Annotated in this window: 18 protein-coding genes, 1 tRNA gene and 1 pseudogene; 7 read left to right on the top strand and 13 right to left on the bottom strand. The window is 70.3% G+C overall.

Annotation, left to right across the window (positions count from 1 at the left end):
• The first annotated feature begins 48 nt into the window (after window positions 1-48).
• A tRNA-Pro gene (locus tag ACIRJT_RS06725) sits at window positions 49-122 on the top strand.
• A gap of 118 nt (window positions 123-240) precedes the next feature.
• On the opposite strand, the gene ACIRJT_RS06720 is transcribed toward ACIRJT_RS06725, so the two are convergent.
• On the bottom strand, window positions 241-558 hold the full coding sequence (locus tag ACIRJT_RS06720) for a tyrosine-type recombinase/integrase (RefSeq protein ID WP_403905417.1): 318 nt from the start codon (window positions 556-558) through the stop codon (window positions 241-243).
• Here ACIRJT_RS06720 and ACIRJT_RS06715 point away from each other — a divergent pair.
• Window positions 493-887 (top strand): annotated as a pseudogene (locus ACIRJT_RS06715) (transposase family protein); the annotation flags it as partial. The gene ACIRJT_RS06720 and the pseudogene ACIRJT_RS06715 overlap by 66 nt on opposite strands.
• A 107-nt stretch (window positions 888-994) precedes the next feature.
• On the opposite strand, the gene ACIRJT_RS06710 reads toward ACIRJT_RS06715, so the two are convergent.
• Complete coding sequence (locus tag ACIRJT_RS06710) at window positions 995-1,582, bottom strand: TetR/AcrR family transcriptional regulator (protein WP_403905414.1); 588 nt, start codon at window positions 1,580-1,582, stop codon at window positions 995-997.
• 106 nt (window positions 1,583-1,688) lie between these two features.
• Here ACIRJT_RS06710 and ACIRJT_RS06705 point away from each other — a divergent pair, with 106 nt between their 5' ends.
• Both ACIRJT_RS06705 and ACIRJT_RS06700 read left to right on the top strand, forming a co-directional pair.
• Window positions 1,689-2,909: an MFS transporter gene (locus ACIRJT_RS06705; RefSeq protein ID WP_403905411.1), complete on the top strand. Its 1,221-nt coding sequence runs from the start codon at window positions 1,689-1,691 to the stop codon at window positions 2,907-2,909.
• Window positions 2,906-3,097, top strand: a complete 192-nt coding sequence (locus ACIRJT_RS06700) for a hypothetical protein (RefSeq protein ID WP_403905408.1) — start codon at window positions 2,906-2,908, stop codon at window positions 3,095-3,097. Before ACIRJT_RS06705 ends, ACIRJT_RS06700 begins: the two co-directional genes overlap by 4 nt.
• A gap of 349 nt (window positions 3,098-3,446) precedes the next feature.
• On the opposite strand, the gene ACIRJT_RS06695 is transcribed toward ACIRJT_RS06700, so the two are convergent.
• From ACIRJT_RS06695 to ACIRJT_RS06685, 3 genes are all read right to left on the bottom strand, one after another.
• Window positions 3,447-5,303 carry a KedN5 family methylcobalamin-dependent radical SAM C-methyltransferase gene (locus ACIRJT_RS06695; protein ID WP_403905406.1) on the bottom strand — a complete coding sequence of 619 codons (1,857 nt, stop codon included), beginning with the start codon at window positions 5,301-5,303 and terminating at the stop codon, window positions 3,447-3,449.
• Between the two features lie 186 nt (window positions 5,304-5,489).
• Window positions 5,490-5,717 carry an MbtH family protein gene (locus tag ACIRJT_RS06690; protein ID WP_403905404.1) on the bottom strand — a complete coding sequence of 76 codons (228 nt, stop codon included), beginning with the start codon at window positions 5,715-5,717 and terminating at the stop codon, window positions 5,490-5,492.
• A 127-nt stretch (window positions 5,718-5,844) separates the two neighbouring features.
• The gene (locus ACIRJT_RS06685) at window positions 5,845-5,976 is read right to left on the bottom strand and encodes a hypothetical protein (RefSeq protein ID WP_403905402.1); all 132 of its coding nucleotides are present in this window, start codon (window positions 5,974-5,976) and stop codon (window positions 5,845-5,847) included.
• A 75-nt stretch (window positions 5,977-6,051) separates the two neighbouring features.
• On the opposite strand from ACIRJT_RS06685, the gene ACIRJT_RS06680 reads away from it, so the two are divergent.
• Window positions 6,052-6,462, top strand: a complete 411-nt coding sequence (locus ACIRJT_RS06680) for a DUF6027 family protein (RefSeq protein WP_403905400.1) — start codon at window positions 6,052-6,054, stop codon at window positions 6,460-6,462.
• A 19-nt stretch (window positions 6,463-6,481) separates the two neighbouring features.
• On the opposite strand, the gene ACIRJT_RS06675 is transcribed toward ACIRJT_RS06680, so the two are convergent.
• The 7 genes from ACIRJT_RS06675 to ACIRJT_RS06645 are packed head-to-tail and all read right to left on the bottom strand — an operon-like array spanning window position 6,482 to window position 14,465.
• Entirely contained in the window at window positions 6,482-7,435 is a 954-nt protein-coding gene (locus ACIRJT_RS06675) for a dimethylarginine dimethylaminohydrolase family protein (protein WP_403905397.1), read from the bottom strand.
• Window positions 7,410-8,663: a sulfotransferase gene (locus tag ACIRJT_RS06670; protein ID WP_403905395.1), complete on the bottom strand. Its 1,254-nt coding sequence runs from the start codon at window positions 8,661-8,663 to the stop codon at window positions 7,410-7,412. The genes ACIRJT_RS06675 and ACIRJT_RS06670 overlap by 26 nt, the downstream gene beginning before the upstream one ends.
• Complete coding sequence (locus ACIRJT_RS06665) at window positions 8,656-10,587, bottom strand: methyltransferase domain-containing protein (protein WP_403905393.1); 1,932 nt, start codon at window positions 10,585-10,587, stop codon at window positions 8,656-8,658. Before ACIRJT_RS06665 ends, ACIRJT_RS06670 begins: the two co-directional genes overlap by 8 nt.
• Window positions 10,584-11,036, bottom strand: coding sequence for a rubrerythrin family protein (locus ACIRJT_RS06660; protein ID WP_403905391.1), 453 nt, complete (start codon window positions 11,034-11,036; stop codon window positions 10,584-10,586). Before ACIRJT_RS06660 ends, ACIRJT_RS06665 begins: the two co-directional genes overlap by 4 nt.
• Window position 11,037: 1 nt before the next feature.
• A complete protein-coding gene (locus ACIRJT_RS06655) occupies window positions 11,038-11,781 on the bottom strand; it encodes a class I SAM-dependent methyltransferase (RefSeq protein ID WP_403905388.1) in 744 nt (247 codons plus the stop codon).
• Window positions 11,778-12,797 carry a sulfotransferase family protein gene (locus ACIRJT_RS06650; protein WP_403905385.1) on the bottom strand — a complete coding sequence of 340 codons (1,020 nt, stop codon included), beginning with the start codon at window positions 12,795-12,797 and terminating at the stop codon, window positions 11,778-11,780. The genes ACIRJT_RS06655 and ACIRJT_RS06650 overlap by 4 nt, the downstream gene beginning before the upstream one ends.
• Window positions 12,798-12,800: 3 nt before the next feature.
• Complete coding sequence (locus tag ACIRJT_RS06645) at window positions 12,801-14,465, bottom strand: B12-binding domain-containing radical SAM protein (RefSeq protein WP_403905383.1); 1,665 nt, start codon at window positions 14,463-14,465, stop codon at window positions 12,801-12,803.
• A gap of 173 nt (window positions 14,466-14,638) precedes the next feature.
• On the opposite strand from ACIRJT_RS06645, the gene ACIRJT_RS06640 reads away from it, so the two are divergent.
• Entirely contained in the window at window positions 14,639-15,793 is a 1,155-nt protein-coding gene (locus ACIRJT_RS06640) for a sulfatase (protein ID WP_403905380.1), read from the top strand.
• On the top strand, window positions 15,790-17,145 hold the full coding sequence (locus ACIRJT_RS06635; RefSeq protein ID WP_403905377.1) for an MFS transporter: 1,356 nt from the start codon (window positions 15,790-15,792) through the stop codon (window positions 17,143-17,145). The genes ACIRJT_RS06640 and ACIRJT_RS06635 overlap by 4 nt, the downstream gene beginning before the upstream one ends.
• Here the strand turns inward: ACIRJT_RS06635 and ACIRJT_RS06630 are convergent.
• Window positions 17,053-18,072, bottom strand: coding sequence for a ParB N-terminal domain-containing protein (locus tag ACIRJT_RS06630; RefSeq protein WP_403905374.1), 1,020 nt, complete (start codon window positions 18,070-18,072; stop codon window positions 17,053-17,055). The two genes, ACIRJT_RS06635 and ACIRJT_RS06630, sit on opposite strands and share 93 nt — an antisense overlap.
• Window positions 18,073-18,086: the final 14 nt, after the last annotated feature.

Genomic DNA, 18,086 nt, shown 5'->3' with positions numbered 1-18,086 from the left:
GTAATGTTTGTCCTGCGCGGTCACCCGGGGCAACCGGGGAGAACGCGGCGGGACGTGGCGCAGCTTGGTAGCGCACTTGACTGGGGGTCAAGGGGTCGCAGGTTCAAATCCTGTCGTCCCGACTGGAGACAGTCGCAGGTCAGGGCCGGTTTCGGAGCAATCCGAAACCGGCCCTTGATCATTTTTGGGGACCAGTTGGGGACCAGCTGGAGATCCGGCGTCCTTGACCGGGTCTGCGGGTCAGCGGGTCATGACGATGGGGCCCGGCAGCGAGCGCGGTGCGCGCAGCATGTTGAAGTGGGTAGAGAGCGCCGCCCCGGCGGCCGTGATCTTGTGGACGTCCGGGTGAAGGTAGCGCTGGGGGGTGGTCAGTGAACCGTGGCCGGCGATCCTGCGGAGCACGTGTACCGGGACCCCGGCGTCGGCGAACCACGTCAGCGCGGTGTGCCGGAGGTCGTGGCGGCGCAGATGCTCGTAACCGAGCTTAAAAGCGGTCCCGATGGCGGCTGGCCTTGGCGCCTGCCGCTGGCGGACAGGGCCCTGTTGGTGGCCGTCCACTACCGGATCAACCTCACGTGGCGGCAGCTCTCCCGCTCTTCGGGATCTCCGCGGCCATCGTCTGCCGGGTCGACCAGCGCCCCGCGGCCGCGCCTGGCGATCGAGCCGGCTCCGCGGCCCGTCGCGGATGTCGAGCGGTTGTGGATCGTGGACGGGACTCTCGTCCCGGAGCGGGACCGCACGTCGCCGCGTCCTCCCGCAGCTATCGGGTCTCGGCGAATGTGTAGGACATCATCGATGCGGACACCCGCCTGGCGATTGCCTCAGCCCGCCCTTCGCCCGCACGAAGAACGGGAAAATCCTTCGCGACCGCCGCCAGAAAGGGAGACGGCCTCCACCCCGTCGTCGCCACCATGCGCAACCTTGCCATGACACGCTTGACCACCAGGTCAAACACCACATTGACCTGCTCACACCCACTCTTCTGCAACACGCTTCAGCTGTCTGCTGCCCCACATCTCGTGTCTAGCCACAGGCACAGCTCGTCCAGTGCCGCTTCGGCCCGTTTCCGGTCGCCGGTAGTGAGGTAGTCCGCTTGAAGGCCCGCGAAAGCACTGTTCAGGAGGGTTGCCGCAACAAGAGCGTCGGCTCCGGACATGCCACGCAGAGTAAGGCACGAGGCGACGAACTCCGATCTTCCGCGTACGAAGTTCACTACGGACCCGGGCAACCGCCCTGCGGCGGCCAGGCCTTCGATCTCGCGGATGAGGCTGGTCATGGAGCGTTCCGCCGGGCTCAGGTTGCGGGCCCACGCCGAGCGGACGACACGGCTGACCGGGACGTCTGCGTCCGCCCAGCCTGTGGTCGAACGCAGTTCCTCGTGCTGCCGCTCGTCCAGCCGGAGCACGACGGCGCCCAGCAGATCCCGCTTGTCGGCGAAGTGATGGGTCAGGACGCGGGTGCTCTGCCCCAGCGCTTCGGCGATGCCGCGCAGGGTGAACTGGCTGATGCCGGTACGGGCGAGGTGATCGATGGTTGCGTCGAGGACTTCACGGCGGCGGTCCAGGTTGATCGGTCTGGCCATGGCGGCACCTCTTCTCGCTCCGGCGTCGCGCGGGTTCGCCGGCCGGGATTTCGGGGGCTGTCACGGTCTCACACCCAGTAAGGGCAACATCTGTTACCTTAATTCGGTGGAAGTGCTCCCTCGCCAAACGCTCCTGTGGCTCTACGCGTTGACGCTCGCCGCCTTCGCCGTCCAGACCGACGACTTCATCATTATCGGTGTGCTGCCCGACCTGGCGGCGGACCTGCGGGTGAGTGAAGGCGCGGCCGGCCAGCTGGTGACCGTCTATTCGCTTGTCTACGCACTGACTGCCCCCCTCTGGGCGCTTCTGCTGTCGAGAGTCGACCGGAAGCAGGCCCTGCTCGGGGCGCTCGGCGTCTTCGGTGCAGCCAACTTCGCCGTCCCGTTCGTCGATTCCTTCCCCGTCCTCATGGGGCTGCGAGTCGCTGCCGCCCTCGGCTCCGCGGTCGTCCTGCCCGCCGCCCTCGCGGCGGCCACCTCGGCAGCCCCGCCCGAACGGCGCGGGCGGTACCTGGCCACGGTCATGACCGGCCTGACCGGCGCGGTGCTGATCGGGGTGCCCGCCGGTACCTATCTCGGCGGCGCGCTCGGGTGGCAGGCCACCTTCGTCTTCGCCGGAGCGCTCGGCACGGTAGCCCTGCTGTTGATCTGGGCGAAGGTGCCGCACACGCCACGCCCAGGAGTGGCGCCCGGGATCCGCGTGTTGCTCAGGCCCCTCCAGCGGCGTGCCGTGTTCCTCATCCTGCTGGTCACTGCCGTCACCGTCGCGGGCAACCTCGCCCTCCAGACCTACCTCGCACCCTTCCTGGACGGATTGGCCTCGGTGACCGGCACAGGGTTGGCTCTCCTGCTGGTGCTGTCCGGCGCCGGGGGCATCGTCGGGACCAGGTTCGCGGGACACATAGTCGACAGGCACGGGGCCCTGCGGGCGCTGTGGTCGGGCGGCGGACTCTTCTGTACCGGCATGGTCGCCTTCTGCGCGCTGTGGGTGGTGCGGCCCGTGCCTGTCGTGCTCGTGGCCATGCTGCTGGTGTGTTGGTCGGCCGCCGCGTGGGCCGTGCCACCGGCCATTCAGGCCCTCATGATCGACCGCGTGGGGCCGGAGGGCGCCACCCAGGCCATGGCCCTGCACAGCAGCTCCGCCTATGTGGGGGCCGCGCTCGGCGGTGCACTGGGCGGCACGCTCGTGGGCTTTGACGCCGGTCTGTTGCCACTGGCGGCGGCCCTGCTGGTGGGGCTGGCGCTGGGCCTCGTCGGTTTCACCCTGCGAGAGGACCGCGTCCCCTCGGCCCGGGAGCCGAAGGCCGAGGGGAGCGAGGTGCGATGAGGCCCCGCGGTGTCCTGCTGCCCAAGTGCCTCTCGGCGGACCGCGGCGCCCTGGTGCTGCTTGTTGAACTCGAGCAGGTGAACGTCTTCGTGTCCTCCGGCGACTCCGGCGGTGACGGCGTGCCCGACCTGTGGACCACCACGGCCGGCTTGGAGTTCATCCCCGGGCCGCAGAAACGGTTTTGCTGATGCTCCGGCTGTCGTCGGCTCCGGAGGATGGCAGCCCATGAAGGCCATCTCGCAGGCCGAACACACCGGGGCGACCGAGCCGGTGCCGAAGCGTGTGTTCGTCCACGGGGCGAACGTCGACGCTCTGCTCGGCGAGCGCATCGAGCAGGGCAACGCGGCGCTCTCGTCGATGCAGCGCAGGGGTCGCAGGTTCAAATCCTGTCGTCCCGACTGGAGACAGTCGCAGGTCAGGGCCGGTTTCGGAGCAATCCGAAACCGGCCCTCGATCATTTCCGAGCTGGAATCCGAGACGGCGGGATCAGCGTGTGGACGCGTTGCCGGACGATGCGTTCGTCCGTCGTGCCGACGGCTACCTGATCTCGAGGCAGCGACCCGCGTAATAGGTCGCGAGCTCGTGGTTGTCGAGGTAGTCGTCGAACCCGACGCGATGTGCGAGCGTCAGTTCGACCGGCGAGGGTTCATCGTCGAACGGCCGGCTCGCCCGGATGGCGTCGAGGACGTGCGGCATCGCGTACTGGAACCGCAGGCCGCTGCGGACGTAGTGCGGTAGACCGTCGATGCTGCGCACCTCGGCGTCCTCGGCACCCGCTCCGGAGTAGATCGGGCGGGTCGCACGGTCGTAGCGGAAGATCTCGTTCAGCAGCGGCCTGTGCCGCTCGGGCACCTTCGGCAGGATCGCCTCGTCCCACCACCGCTGGAAGATCGGGGCGAACCGCGGGTCTGCGTAGAGCTTGTGGAGCGACTCGACGACCAGGCCGGAGTCGGTGAACTCGCGGCCGTGGCCGAGCAGCTCCGCGACGGCGGGATCGGCCGACTCCTGGAACCAGTCCGACAGGATCAGCAGTACGGCGCTCTGGGTGAGCCCGGCGAGCTCCCGCAGGGGCACCCAGATGTGCCGGAAGTACATGTTCTCGCTCAACATCCGGGCCCAGAACATGAACCGCTGCATCATGGTGTTCTCCGCGACCGTGACGGTGCGGTTGGCGAGTACGTACTCGAAGTCGTCGTTGTCGCCACGCACGGTGACGAAGCCGTGCTCCTCGCGGTTCTCCGCGTAGCTCGTGTTGGGCAGCAGCAACAGGGGGTAGACGGCGATGCGTGACACGTGTGCGGACAGCCGGTCGTAGCCCGTCAGGAAGGAGTCGACCGTCTCACCCGGCGCGCCCCAGATCAGCTCCGCGTAGGCGTCGAGCCCCTCCGCCGCGAGCCATGCCGCCAGCTCCTTCCACTCGTTGAGCCGCATGTTGTTTCTGCCCATGTCACGCAACGCCGTGTCGTCCAGTGTCTGCAGCGCCACGGTGAACGAGCTCTGGAACCCCTCGGCCTTCATCCGGCGGATGATGTTGTGGAACGTCTTGGACTTGTTCTTCGCCCACGACGTCTCCAGCGACTGCGGGAACCCATATTTCTCGCGCGTCCTGACGAGGTCCTCGACGAACTCCGCGTCCTGCTGCCGCATGCCGAAGTTCGAGTCGCACAACACCACCGTCGGAATCCGGTGATAACCGAAGACGTCGAGTTCCGCGCGCAGCCGCTCGCGGGAGAAGTCGCGCATCCTCTGGCCGACCGCGCCACCCCAGTAGCAGAACGAGCACTTGTACGGACAGCCGCGGTTGGTCTCCATCAGCGCGACGTCGTAGGGGAACCGGCCATGGTGATCGAGCAGCGGGATGGCCCCGGTGAGGAACGGCGACGGAATGATGTCCAGTTCGTCGATGCGCGGCGCCTCGCCAGTGGTGTGGATCGTGCCTTCCTCGTCGCGGTAGGAGATTCCCGGCACCTGCGCGAGATCGTGCGGCGACTTCTCCTCCAGGACGGCGAGCAGCAGGTCGCGGAAGGTGAACTCGCCCTCGCCGTTGGCGACGACGTCGACCTCGGGGAAACGACGGAAGACGCGTTCCGCTTGGTGGGCGACGTGCGTTCCGCCGAAGACGACCAAGCCGTCCGGGCGAACCGACTTGTAGGTCTCGGCGAGCGCGCCGAACTGGTTGAGGTTCCAGCCGAGGACCGAGAACGCCAGCACGTCCGGCACCACCCCGGAGAAGATCGTGCGTGCCATCGAGCCGAGCGATTCCCCACCGCGGAAGTTCTGTATTCCCACGTCGAACTCGGGTCCCACCACGGGATCGGCCCGGGCTGCGGCTGTCAGATAACCGGCGGCGAGCGGCATCGATTCCTTGGGCATGTCCCAGGCGCCCTGTTGCACGATCAGCGCGCACCCGCGCTTTTCCCGTGAACGTGGTCGTAGTCGTGGTAACGGAAGTGCGGACTGACTCACTGTTCTGCCCCTATGCCGCTGTGCCGCCAGGTTCCCGGGCGATGTGCACGCCGTACACCGTGTGAAGCGTGGTTGTGCGACTGCTCCGACGTTCGACCGCGGAAATCCGGCAGCTCACCCGGTCGAGTCGTCCATGGCGCGGCGCAGGGAGGCCGGACGCAGGTCGGTCCAGTGCTCCTCGACGTAGGCCAGGCACGCCGCCCGGCCGTCCGGGCCGTGCACCACTCGCCACCCGGCGGGCACCGGAGCGAACTCCGGCCACAGTGAGTGCTGGCCCTCGTCGTTGCGCAGCACCCGGAACGGTGCGTCGTCGTCGTCGAACGGGTTGGTCGTCTCAGCCATGCCGCCTCCAGGTCGCCGCACGCTACAACGCGCCGTCGGGTGGTCAACACTCCCGCCCGCCAGCACGGTGAACCCCGACACGCGGGGACGCCCCGACCCGCCCGTGCGGGAGGGCCGGGGCGGTTGGTCAGATGCGGTAGCCGAGGCTGCGCAGCTGCTGACGGATCGCCTCGTCGTCGGCCGTGGCGGTGCCGCTGGTCGCGGCGCCCGAGTCGGTCGGAACGAGGGCGACTTGCTCCTCACGAAGGTGCTCGTTCACTGGTTCTCCTTTCCTGACTTCGGTGTTCATCCCTGCCCGGTCGGACAAGCTCGGTGCCGCCCTTAAGGTGGCGGCATGGATGGCGACATGGATGACCTGGCCTACGACGGGACCGGTACGCCGGCGGTTCGGCTGCGCCAGTGGGAACGGTGCTGGCCACCGGACGACCCGCACGCCAACTTCAAGGCCGAGGTGGTCGACTACGGGCTCCTCGATCCGCTGGAGACCGTGCGCGGCATGTCCCGGAACCTGGACATCCCGGTCGGCGCGATCGTCCGGTATGTGCTGGCGAAGTGGGCCACCGGCGGCAGCGGCGGCCTGCTCGAACTCGGGCCGGTGATGGTGCCGCGCCTGTGGGAGCCGATCGCGGCGGCGGAGGAGGCCGATTCCGACGAGCAGCGGCTCGCGGCGTACCACCAGCTCCGGCAGATGATCTCCTGGCTGAAGGTGCCGCTGGACGACCCCACGGTGTACCCGGCCCAGTGATCGGCCCAGTGACCGGCTCTCAGTGATCACGGCGCACCACCCCGGTCACGCAGCCGATCCCGCCGGCCGCCCGCAGGTACTCGCCGATGTCGATCTCGTCGACGGCCATGCCCGCCCGCTCCAGCGTCCGGCGGATTCCCGGACAGCCCGCGGGCATCAGCACCCGTCCCGGCGCGAGCACCAGCAGGTTCATCCCGCGCCGCACCAGCAGTTCCTCGTCCGGCGGCAGCGCGATCACCCGATAGCCGTACTCGCGGAGCAGCGTCACCAACTCCGGTGGGCTCGCCGACCGGTGGATGACGGCGGTGGAAGGGTCGAGGAACACCACCGTCCCCAGCAGGTGCTGTACGCCCGGCACCAACGGCACCGTCACCACCCGCGCCCCCAGTCCCGCGACCGCCGAGGCGACCTCGGCGGCGCCGGCCGCGTTCGTGCGGAATCCCGTACCGACGATCACCGTCGACGGGTCGATCCACAGCGCGTCGGCGCCCTCGAACACCGCGGTGCCGGACACCGTGCGCAGGATCGGGAACCCGGCCCCGGCCAGGGCGAGCGCGGCATGCCGTTCCTCGCCGGCCCGCTGCGCCGACGCCATCCGCGCCAGTACCGCCCCGGCCGGGGTCATCCAGAACAGGTCTCGCGCGAACACCACGTTCGGCGTCGCCTCGGGGGACGTCAGGTGTACCTCGACCCCGTTGTCCCGCAGGCGGTCCGCCAGCGCGTCGCACTGCGCCCGCATCGCCGGCAGATCCACCGGCCCCAGCATGAGCGAGGGCCCCGGCCGTCGCACCGCGGCGATGCTGTCCGGCGGGCGGACCAGCAGCACCGACCGCAGCGCGGCCGTCTCCGACCGGTAGCCGCACGGCGCCCACACACCCCCGGCCGCGACTTCGTCCAGGTGCGACGCCACCCGGGGGACCCACCCCGGGCCGCCGTGGGTGCTCAGCTCAGATCCAGTGGTCGTCACGGGCATAACCGAGCCTCTCCGCCATCGCGAGTACGTCGGCGCTCAGCGCGGACCTGACTTCCTCCTCCCGCGCCCGCCACCTGCCGGGGCGTGGTGCGGCGGTGGACACGGTCGCGGCGATGCCGTCGGTCGCGGCCCGCTTCAGCGGACCGTCGTACGGGATCCCCAGCCAGTCCGCGATCCGCTCGACGGCGTCCGCGCGCTCGTGCGGACCGCTGATCAGGTCCTCGAATCGCACCGTGTGGTCCGCCCCGTGCGCGAGCACCGCCCGGTGACTCGACCACCACTGGTGGGCGCAGACCCGGGGCAGGGCGGCGGCGGTGTACGCGGGCCAGCGGGGTGGCAGGTCGAACTTCCACCAGTGCCGGTCGGCCGGCCGCACGTCGGCGTATCCGGCGATGCGCAGCGGTTCGTCCAGCCGGTACGCGTGGAACCCGTGGTGCAGCCACCCGTCGACCAGGCCGTTGATCGAGGCGGCCGGGTTCCTGGTCAGGTGCAGGACCCGCAGGCGCGCGTTGGGGAAGGCGGCGCGCAGGAAGCCGAGCCGGTAGGCGTTGCCCGGCGTCTTGATCACCAGCGGCTTCGTGGCGAGATCGTGTTCGTCCGCGGGCCGCCACGGCCGGGGGAGGACGAAGGGCGGCTCCTCGAGCAGCACGTCACCGGGCGGACCGGCCGGTCGTGGCCCCGGTGGCCGCCCGGGAAGGTCGTAGTACCACGGGTTCACGCCGGCCCTGCCGATCAGCGCCCGCGCGAACCGGGGGAGATCACGGTCCAGTACCGCCTCGGCGGTCCGCACCAGGTCGACGGGGTCGAGGTCCCGCCCCGGCCACTGCACGACCAGCCGCCACGCCGCGTCCACCGCCAGGTTCTCCACGCCGGTACCGGGAGAGCCCGCGTCCAGGGCTAGTTCGGCCTCGAACAACGCCCGCGCCCTCGGTGGAAGCCCGTGCCAGTGCGCCGCGTCCAGCACGTCGGATCCGGTGCCGCTGTGCGGGTGGTCGAGGCCGACCAGCCTCAGCAACGGATTCAGCTCACCGCGCAGGTGCAGCAGGTGCGGCGAGGACCGCAGCAGCTCGGCGAGCATGCTCGACCCGCCCCGCGAACTCGACGCGACGACGACGAGATCGCGCACCTTCGTGCGCAAGTGCGGCACCGGCGTGCCCCGCAGCGGCCGCAGCACCTCCAGCCGGCGCGCGACCTCGGCGACGGGGCTGTCCACGGTGCGGCTAGGCATGGTCGGGTTTCCGCACCGAGTACACGCACCACCGCCACCGGTCGCGCACCGAGCCGTCCGGCAGCACCTCGAACGGGTGCACGTCGCGCACCTCGCGCGGCGCGTCGTAGTAGAGGCGGTAGATCTCCTGCCGGTTCGCCGGTGTCGTCTCGTGGGTGTCGATCCACCGGTCGATCGACTCCCACAGGAAGTACTCCTCCATCCGCACGTCGGTGAACCCGCCGCCGGTGAGCAACGCCCGGAAGTCCTCCTCGCGAAACATCTGGTACAGCAGCGGCTGCTTCTTCTTGAACACGCGGAACATCCAGAACGCGTCCACGTCCGCGTACGGCACGATCTGCCCGACGATGAACTGCCCGCCCGGCCGCAGCACACGGAAGATCTCCGACACCGGCCGCTCCGGTCGGGGCAGCAGATGCAGCACCTCCCGGGTGACCACGAGGTCGAAACTGGCGTCGGGGAACGGCAGGTCGTAGACGGTGCCCTGGTGTACGACGTCCAGCCGGGTGGCGGCGAGCGCGGCCATCTCCGGGGTGAGGTCCAGCCCGACCGTCTCGCCGACCCGGCCGCGGAACGCGCCGCCGACGACACCGCTGCCGCAGCACACGTCCAGCATCCGCGCGTCCGGCGGCACCGCGCACAGCTCCGCGTGCTTGCCGAGCAGGTCCTCGTCGGTGAGCCAGGAGCACGAGTCATGCCAGTCCTTCGAGCGGATCCCGAACTGCCGCTGGTAGAGCGCGTAGTCGACCTCGACGGCCCGGGTCCGGGAGCGGGCCGTCCGCCCGGCCAGCCGCGCGGCGAGCCGGGCCCGACTCGCGTCGACGGCCCGCTCGGCGATGCGGCGGGCCAGCTCCGGGTCGGCCGCCAGTGCCCGTCGCGCCTGCTCGGTGACGACGTCGAACACGCGGGCGCCCGCCTCGTCGTTGCACAGGGTGCGCTTGGTCTGGCCGTCGAACCGCGCGTCCGGGATCCGGATCGCGATCACCGCGGTCAGCCCCTCCAGGATGTCGACCACGGTCATCCTGTCCGCGGCCGGGCCGAGGTGGTCGGCCACCACCCCGGCCAGCGCGCCGCGCAGGGCGTCCACGTGCGACCCGCCCAGGTCGGTCCGGATGGTGTTGACGTAGCTGAAGATCTGTTCCGCGTACCCCTCGGTCCACTGGACGGCGGCGTCGATCACGCACCCGTCCCCGACCCAGCTGATGACGGTCGGCTCGGCGTGCACCTTCTCGGCGTCGCGGGCGCGGTACGCGAGCAGGCCCCGCACCCCGGTCATCTCGCACAGCGACTCGTTCCGCCCGGTGCGGTGGTCGATGAGCTCGACCCGCAGCCCCGGGTGCAGGTACGCGATGTCGAGCAGCCGGGCGTGCAGCAGGTCCGCGTCGAGCACGCAGGAGGAGAAGATCTCCGGGTCCGGGCGGAACCGCACCCGGGTGCCGCGGCGTCCGCTGTCGCCGACCCGGCCCAGCGGGGTCTCGACCGAGCCCCGGGCGAACGACTGGCTGTGGTGCGCGCCGTCGCGCCACACGTCCAGCCGCAACCACTCCGACAACGCGTTCACGCAGGCCAGGCCGACACCGTGCAGCCCGGCCGAGGTCGCGTACGAGGAGTGGTCGAACTTGCCCCCCGAGTGCAGCGTGGTGAGCACGAGCTCACACGCCGGGATCCCGGCCTCCGGGTGCGGGTCGGTGGGGATGCCCCGGCCGTCGTCGGTGACCGAGCAGGAGCCGTCGTCGTGCAGCTCCACCGAGATCGTGCCGCAGTGCCAGGCGGCGGCCTCGTCCACGGCGTTGTCGACCAGTTCGAGCACCAGGTGGTGGGCGCCGTCCGAGCCGGTCGAACCGACGTACATCGACGGGTTGCGGCGCACCGCCTCCAGCCCGGAGTGGACGGTGATCGCCTCGGCGTTGTAGTCGGTGGTCATGGCGCTCCGTTCCCGGCGGACCGCAGCTCGGTCAGCCCGGTGAGGGCCTGCTCCAGCCGGTCCACGTGCGTCTTCTTCAACGTGCACAGCGTCTCCAGCCAGCTCGCCAGGTCGGCCACGCCGTCCATGTGCGCCCGCGCCGCCAGGCCGGGGTAGCGTTGCGTGGCCTCCCCGAGGTCGCCGCTGATCGCCGCGGCCAGGTTGCGGCGGGTGTCGCCGAGCACGAGGCCGGTGCCCGGATCGTCGCCGCCCAGCAGGTCGCGCAGCACATCCAGGTGACCGTGGGCGGCGCAGGCCACGCTCTCGGCGAGCTCTCCGAAGACCCGGGCCGCCTCGGTGTGCCCCTCGATGCCGGCGACCTGAGCGAAGTAGGTGTACCGCGCCGCGGTGGCCGCCTCGGCGAGGAACGCGGCCCGCACGCCGTCGGCGGGGGACTGGTCCGGTTCCATGTCAGACCCTCGTTCCCGAGGCGACGACGAACAGCATCCGGTCGGTGATCCGCCCGTCCGTCCCGGCCACCGCGTGCCGTGCGCGGAACGCTGGTGACGCCCGTGCGTAGCGGTCCCGGATGGCATCCCGGGCGTCCTCGCCGATAGCGCCGTTGTCCGACCACACGTCCACGTCCTCCACCGACACGTACCGCTGCGACCGCACCGGGTCGCAACCCGCGTCGGTGAGCAGGGCCTCGACATCGCCGGGCCGGAAGAAGTGCCGCCGGGCCGGGTTGCGCAGCCGCAGGATCTCGACGTACTCGTCGAGGTCGTCGTCCCCGTAGGCGCACAGGTGGGTCAGCACGATCCGCCCGCCCGGCCGGGTCACCCGCACCATCTCCCGCACCGCGTCCGGCAGGGTCATGAACTGGATCCCCTGACGGCACACCACGATGTCGAACGTGCCGTCACCGAAAGGCAGTTCCTCCGCCGGGGCGATCACCAGCTCGTCGAGCACGTCGCGCGCCCGCACGGCCATCTCCGGCGTGATGTCCACGCCGACGATCCGCCGCCCCCGTCCGACGAACAGCCTGGACACCAGTCCGGTGCCGCACGCCACGTCCAGGATCGCGTCGCCCGGCCGGGGCGCGGCCGCGGACAGCATCAGCTCGCCGAGCGCGCCGTCGGTGCACCACGAACTGGACCGGTCGTAGGTGCTCGCGCGGTCGGCGAAGTGCGTGCGGACGCTTCCTGCTTCGTTCATCTGCTCTCTCCTGCCGGAACCGGGGCGCTGCGTGGCTTCGCGCGGCGGCGCAGTCGGTGGACGGTGGCGTCGCGCCGCCAGCGCCGGAAGTGATTGCGGTCGGTGCGCAGCGATCGCGCCTCCACCGCCAGCCGCACCGCGAACCCGCGCAGCGCGACGCCGAGCGGACCAGGCGCCGGTTCGTCCAGCGAGGCCCGGTCGAACGGGTAGCGAAGCGTCTCCATCGCCCGCGCGGTCACGCTCTCCACCTGCCGCCGCTCCCGGTCGGACAGGCCCCGCCGGTGGGCGCCGATCCGGGCCGTGGTGATCGGGTCGCCCGCCGTGCGCCAGGAGGCCGACAGCGACGCGGTCACCCGGGCGTTGCCACCGAGGTGGTGCGCCAGCATCGCGGGCTCGAACGCCTCACCGATGAAGTCGCAGATCGCCCGGATCTCCCGGTCGGGCGCGGACACCAGGTCCTCGTACCGCACCAGGCGCACCACTGACGGCCCCCACCGCTCCAGGGCCGCGCGGGCCAGCTTCTGTTCGGCCGTCCACCGCAGCGCCATGCGGTACGGGTGGCAGTGGCCGAACACGGCCCGCTTCGCCGACGCGGCCACGTCGCGGGGATCGCGCACCAGCCACAGGAACCGCGCGTCCGGGAGTTCGGCGAGCACCTCGTCGACGTGCTCGACCATGAACGTGCTCTTGCACCCCCACCGGGCCGCGCCCTCCGCGACGCGGTACTGGTCGTAGATCGCCGACACCACCCCGAACAGCGACGGGCCGGCCGCCCCGGTCACCGCGGCCCGGTCGATCACGTGCGGCCACGGGTGGATGTGGTCGCGCAGCAACCGCATCGCGTCGCCCACCATCGCGTCGACATCACCGTCGTACGGGATGCCGGACAGGTACCGCATGAAGTGCGGCGGGTGCGGGACCGCGATCCGCGAGTGCGCGTCGAGCACCAGCCGCAGCAGGTTCGACCCGGAGCGTTCGGTCCCGATGATCAGGATCGGGCCGTCCTGGGTGGACACCGGTCAGCCCCCTACCGCGAGCTTCTTCGCGCCGCAGTCCATCAGCGTGCTCCCGACCGCGGCCACCTCCGGGTCGGCCACCTTGTCCAACGTGTACTGCTCGGAACCGGGAACCAGCGGCGCGGCGGCGGAACTCCACTCCGCGCGCCAGCCGTTCCCGGCGTACGACGTCGACCGCTCGGTGCCGTCGGCCGGCTGCGGGTGGAAGTACTGGAAGTGCTCCGGCCAGTGCTGGAAGTCCATCACCGGGCCGGGCTGATAGGCGTCGTACACACGCTTGTACGCGTCCCGGCAGACCTGCTCGGGCAGCCCGCTCACGTTGAGGAACTCGTCCTCGTGCAGCGCCTGTTCGACCGACAGCCAGTTCAGGTGGTCGATCTCGGTGCGAATCACCTTGTTCCGCACCGCGTCCTGGTACACCGTCGTACCGGGCATGGCCGACAGGTACTTCACCCGGGTCACATGGTTGTACTGCTCGGCGAACCGCACCATGTCCGACAGGGACTCCTCGGTCTCGTTCGGCAGACCGACGATGAGCAGCGAGCCGAACCGCACGCCGCCCTCGAACGTGGTGCGCATGGCGCGGACGGTCAGGTTCTCGCTGCTGCCCTTGCGGGCCTCGCGCAACACCTCGCGGCCCAGCGACTCGACGCCGTACAGGATGATGTCCGCGCCCGCCTCCCGCATCGCGTCGATGCGCGGTACGTCCATGTCGGCGCACCGGGTCAGACAGGTCCACCGCAGATCGTGCTGGGAGATCACGTCGCACATCTCGATGGTCTGGCCGCGGTGCGAGCTGAACGTGAGGTCGACGAAGAAGCAGAACTCCACGCCGTACTGGGTCTTCAGCCAGTCGAGGTCGCGGTCCATCTTCTCCGGCGACTTCGCCCGCACCTGCGGGGTGGTGCGGTAGCAGAACGAGCAGTCCATCTTGCAGCCGCGGCTGTAGGACGCGATCACCTGCGGCTGCATGCCGAGCGGCGACCGCGCCTGGGGCCACAGGTCGAGCCGCATCCTGGGCAGCGCGTCGAGATCCATCATCTGGCCGCGCGGCGGCGTGCGGCGCGCGTGTCCCTTCTCGTCCCGGTAGCAGATGCCCTTGACGGTCGGGAGGTCCCGCTGCCACGAGCCGCGGGCGTAACTCTCCATCAGCTCCAGGATGGTGATCTCGCCCTCGCTGATCACCGCGATGTCGCAGTCGGTGTCCGACATGAATATCGACGGAACGGAAGTGACCAGCGAGCCGCCGCAGATGATCGGGATGTCCGGGTGCGCTGCGCGGACCATCGCCATCAGCGCGCGGCAGAAGGGGAAGTTGTCCTCGAACGTGCACAGGCCGAGCACATCGGTGCCTTCGTTGATCTGCTCGTACGCCGCCTGCAGCGGGTTCGGGGTGAAGCGGACGTCGACGATGCGCACCGGATATCCGGCGTTGTGCAGCACGGTCGAGATGTACGTCGCACCTTCGTAGGGCGAGGTGAGGAAGAACTCCCAGCCGCGCGGCATGGTGAACGGCGAGGGCCCGACGACGAGGGTGAACCTCGGCAGCACGGGATCGACCGGCACCGGTTCGGCGTCCTGGTTGCGCATCTGATCGATGTAGCGCTGGTCGACGGCGCCGTTCGCGTCGGCATACAGCTCCAGGGCCAGGGACAACTTGCGCGCCATGTGAATGCTCCCTCGCTTCACGGTCGTGGAGTCTCCGCCGCGTAACTGTAGGAGCGGGACGTGCTGTTCGGCATCGGTGTTCAGGCCGCACAGTTCGACGTTGTCGTACGCGGGGAGCCCGTTGTTAGCCTTCGGGGCCGCTGGCGTCGACTAAGGAATACCGAGGTGTCCCGGTGACCACACAGCCGAACATTCTGTTCATCTCCCTGGACACCGTGCGCGCCGACGTGGCCTATTCGGGGAAGTACCCCGGCATCGAGCGGCTGCGCGCGAGCGGGGTCAGCTTCACGCAGGCGATCTCGTCGTGTCCGCTGACACCGGTCAGCCACGCCACGGTGTTCACCGGGCTCCAGCCGCCCCGCCACGGGGTCAGGCACCTGTTCCGCGAAGCGCTGGACCAGCGGGTGCCGACGCTGGCGGAGTGCCTGTCGGCGGCCGGGTACACGACCGGCGCGGTGGTGTCCTGCCCCGGCATGAACCAGTGGTACGGGATGGACCGCGGGTTCGACTTCTACGACGACGAGATCCCGCTGCTGCCGGACGGCCGCGACCCGCTGTCGGTCGGTGACGTGAAGCTGCGCGGGCTGGCGCTCAAGCGCGCGCCGCTGGTGGTCGACCGCGCCACCGACTGGCTCCGGTCGCTGGACGGCGCCGGCCCGTTCTTCCTGTTCGCGCACTTCTTCGACGCGCACTGGCCGTACGAGCCGCCGGAGGACGTCGGCGTCGAGGTGGCGAACCCGTACGAGGGCGAGATCGCCTACACCGACCACTACGTCCAACTCCTGCTGCGCCGCATCGCCGAGATGGGCCACGACATCGAGTCGACGCTGGTGGTGTGCTTCTCCGATCACGGCGAGGACCTGGCCGGCTGGTACCCCAACGACCACGCCGGCGACCTCGGCCACCCGTACGAGGAGGGCCACGGCTGCCTGCTGTTCGACGCGACCCAGCATGTGCCGCTGGTCATCAGCGGCCCCGGGGTACCGGTGGGGATGAGCGTGGACAGCCAGGTGCGGCTGGTCGACATCATGCCGACGGTGCTCGACCATCTCGGGCTGGACCCGCTGTCGTCGGACGGCGCCTCGCTGACCGAGTTCTTCGCGGACGGCACCGGAGCGTCCCGCGAGGCGTACGCGGAGACCTACTTCCCGCAGGAGCGGGCCACCGCCTCCGACGACTACCCGGACCTGAAGGCGCTGCACGCGGTGCGGGCGGACGGGCGGAAGGTGATCTGGGAGGCGGACGGGCGCCAGGTGTGGGCCTACGACCTCGCCGCCGATCCCCACGAAGTCGGCGGACGGCTTCTCGTCTCCGATGAGGACGCGTGAAACCAGGAGGGACCACGGAGCCTCGCTCGGTCCGGCGGGTGCTGATCGCGAGCACGATCGGCACCGCCATCGAGTGGTACGACTTCTACCTGTACGCGACGGCGTCCGCGCTGGTGTTCGGCCCGCTGTTCTTCCCGGGATCGTCGGCTGCCGGCGGTGTGCTCGCGTCGTTCGCCACCTACGCGGCCGGGTTCGTCGCGCGCCCGCTGGGCGGCCTGCTGTTCGGCCACTTCGGCGACCGGGTGGGCCGCAAGTCGATGATGGTGTGGACGCTGCTCGTCATGGGCGTCGCCACGTTCGGCGTCGGCCTGCTGCCCACGTATGACACGGCCGGTGTCCTCGCGCCGGTCCTGTTGGTGACGTTGCGCGTCGCCCAGGGCATCGGCATCGGTGGCGAATGGGGAAGCGCGGTGCTGCTCAGCACCGAACACGGGCCGCCCACCCGCCGGGGCTTCTTCAGCAGCTGGCCCGCGATGGGCTTCGCGCTGGCGTTGTTCGGCAGCAACCTGACCTTCGTGCTGATCTCCGGGCTGCCCGAGGAGGACTTCCTGACCTGGGGGTGGCGGCTGCCGTTCCTGGGGTCGGTCGTCCTGGTCGGCATCGGCATCTGGGTCCGGCTGGGGATCGAGGAGACACCGGAGTTCGTGCGTGGCCGGGCGGAGAACCGTGCCGCCCGGGTGCCGGTGATCATGGTGCTGCGGCGGTGGCCCCGCCGCGTGGTGATCGGCATCCTCGCCTCGCTCGGCACCGGGTCGGTGATCGCGATGTTCACCGTGTTCCTGGTGGCGCACGCGGCGAAGGCCGGACCGGAGGTGCGGTCGACCGTGCTGACCGGGCTGATGATCGCGGCCCTGGGAGAGTGCGTGACACTGCCGGTGTTCGGCGCGCTGTCCGATCGGTTCGGCCGCCGGAAGGTCATGATCTTCGGCTACGTGGTCGCGGTGGTGGCGATGATCCCGGCGGGCGCCTGGCTGTCCTCGGGCGATCCGACGCTGATCGCCCTGGTGCTCGTCCCCGCGCTGACCATCGCGCACGGCGCGATCTACGGCGGCCTCGCGGCGTTCCTGGTGGACCTGTTCCCGACCATGGTGCGGTTCTCCGCGATCGCCGTGACCTACCAGGTGGGCGTCACGATCTCCAGCTTCTGGCCGCTGGTCGCGGTCGCGGTCACCGGCGGCTCGTCGTCGCTGCTTCCGGTGGTCGCGCTGTTCGCGGTGGTCCAGGTGGTGGCGGCGATCGCCGTGGCGTGCGCGCCGGACTCACGCGCTGACGCGGACCTGCTCGCGGACCCGGCAGGCGAGCGCCGACCAGTCGGCCGCGCAGTCCATGGCGAGGTCGGCGACCACCGGTGACCAGCGCTGGGGGACGGCGGCGGCGAGGCTGTCCCACTGCGCGGTGTCGAGGGTGTTGGCGTCGAGCAGCCGCAGGAGCGCGCGGCCGATCTCGGAGAAGCGCAACGACGGATCGGTGCGCAGCGACAGCAGGAACCGTTCCCGTTCGGCGCGAGAGGTGCCCGTGGCGCCCTGGTCACCGCCGGTGTCGCTGCCCGGTGCGTTGTTCTCCGGTGTGCTGCTTTCCGGTAGACCGCTTTCCGCGCGGTGCTCGGCGGAAAGGCGATGCCGCAGCGGAATGGGATCCTCGCCGCGGCGCATTCTTTCCCGGACATCCCGGGCGGTGCCGACCGATATCCCGGCGATGCGGGCGATCGCCCGCAACGAAAGACCCGGATCGTTCACAATCGCCTGACTCGCCGTCATGCGTCCGTGAGAGGCGTCGAGTGGACGCACTTTCCCGTCGCGGCCGAGGCGGGTGTGCAACTGAGTCATTTCCCCGGTTGTACGCTGCCGGATCGCGGCCACCGTCTTGGTGGACAATCCGGCTGTCGACGCGATCAGGCGGTCCGAGAAGTGCGGATGCGACGAGAGGATCCGGGAGGCGGCGGCGGTGCGGTCGGCCAGCGTCAGCGGCAGTCCCTGGGCCACGTTGGCGCTCACGGCCAGCACGAACGCGTCCTCCTCCGGCCCGTCGACGAACCGCACACCGATGGTGGTGTCCCCGCGCAGCTTGGCCGCGCGCAGGCGGTGTTCGCCGTCTACCACCCGCATGGTCGGCCGGTGCACGAGGATCGGCGGGAGGCCGTCCGGGCACTGCGCGAGCGTGCTGACGTGGTCGGGGCAGGAGCCGGCGACCCGCACGAGACACGTTTCGGTCAGCTGGTCGATCGGCACGAACGTCGGTGGCGTGTCCCCCGGTCGCGTAGCCGGCGATGTCCCGCTCATCCGAACTCCTCCAG

Source organism: Streptomyces sp. NPDC102283 (genome assembly GCF_044766265.1).
GTDB lineage: Bacteria > Actinomycetota > Actinomycetes > Streptomycetales > Streptomycetaceae > Streptomyces.
The sequence above is the reverse complement of the archived record's forward strand: the minus strand, read 5'-3'. Positions and strand labels throughout refer to the sequence as shown.

Excerpts from the sequence above, each read along its gene's own strand:
- ACIRJT_RS06665 (WP_403905393.1), bottom strand. The coding sequence starts at position 10,587 with ATGACCACCGACTACAACGCCGAGGCGATCACCGTCCACTCCGGGCTG.
- ACIRJT_RS06680 (WP_403905400.1), top strand. The coding sequence starts at position 6,052 with ATGGATGGCGACATGGATGACCTGGCCTACGACGGGACCGGTACGCCG.
- ACIRJT_RS06670 (WP_403905395.1), bottom strand. The coding sequence starts at position 8,663 with ATGCCTAGCCGCACCGTGGACAGCCCCGTCGCCGAGGTCGCGCGCCGG.
- ACIRJT_RS06675 (WP_403905397.1), bottom strand. The coding sequence starts at position 7,435 with ATGCCCGTGACGACCACTGGATCTGAGCTGAGCACCCACGGCGGCCCG.
- ACIRJT_RS06700 (WP_403905408.1), top strand. The coding sequence starts at position 2,906 with ATGAGGCCCCGCGGTGTCCTGCTGCCCAAGTGCCTCTCGGCGGACCGC.
- ACIRJT_RS06645 (WP_403905383.1), bottom strand. The coding sequence starts at position 14,465 with ATGGCGCGCAAGTTGTCCCTGGCCCTGGAGCTGTATGCCGACGCGAAC.
- ACIRJT_RS06655 (WP_403905388.1), bottom strand. The coding sequence starts at position 11,781 with ATGAACGAAGCAGGAAGCGTCCGCACGCACTTCGCCGACCGCGCGAGC.
- ACIRJT_RS06630 (WP_403905374.1), bottom strand. The coding sequence starts at position 18,072 with ATGAGCGGGACATCGCCGGCTACGCGACCGGGGGACACGCCACCGACG.
- ACIRJT_RS06710 (WP_403905414.1), bottom strand. The coding sequence starts at position 1,582 with ATGGCCAGACCGATCAACCTGGACCGCCGCCGTGAAGTCCTCGACGCA.
- ACIRJT_RS06690 (WP_403905404.1), bottom strand. The coding sequence starts at position 5,717 with ATGGCTGAGACGACCAACCCGTTCGACGACGACGACGCACCGTTCCGG.
- ACIRJT_RS06660 (WP_403905391.1), bottom strand. The coding sequence starts at position 11,036 with ATGGAACCGGACCAGTCCCCCGCCGACGGCGTGCGGGCCGCGTTCCTC.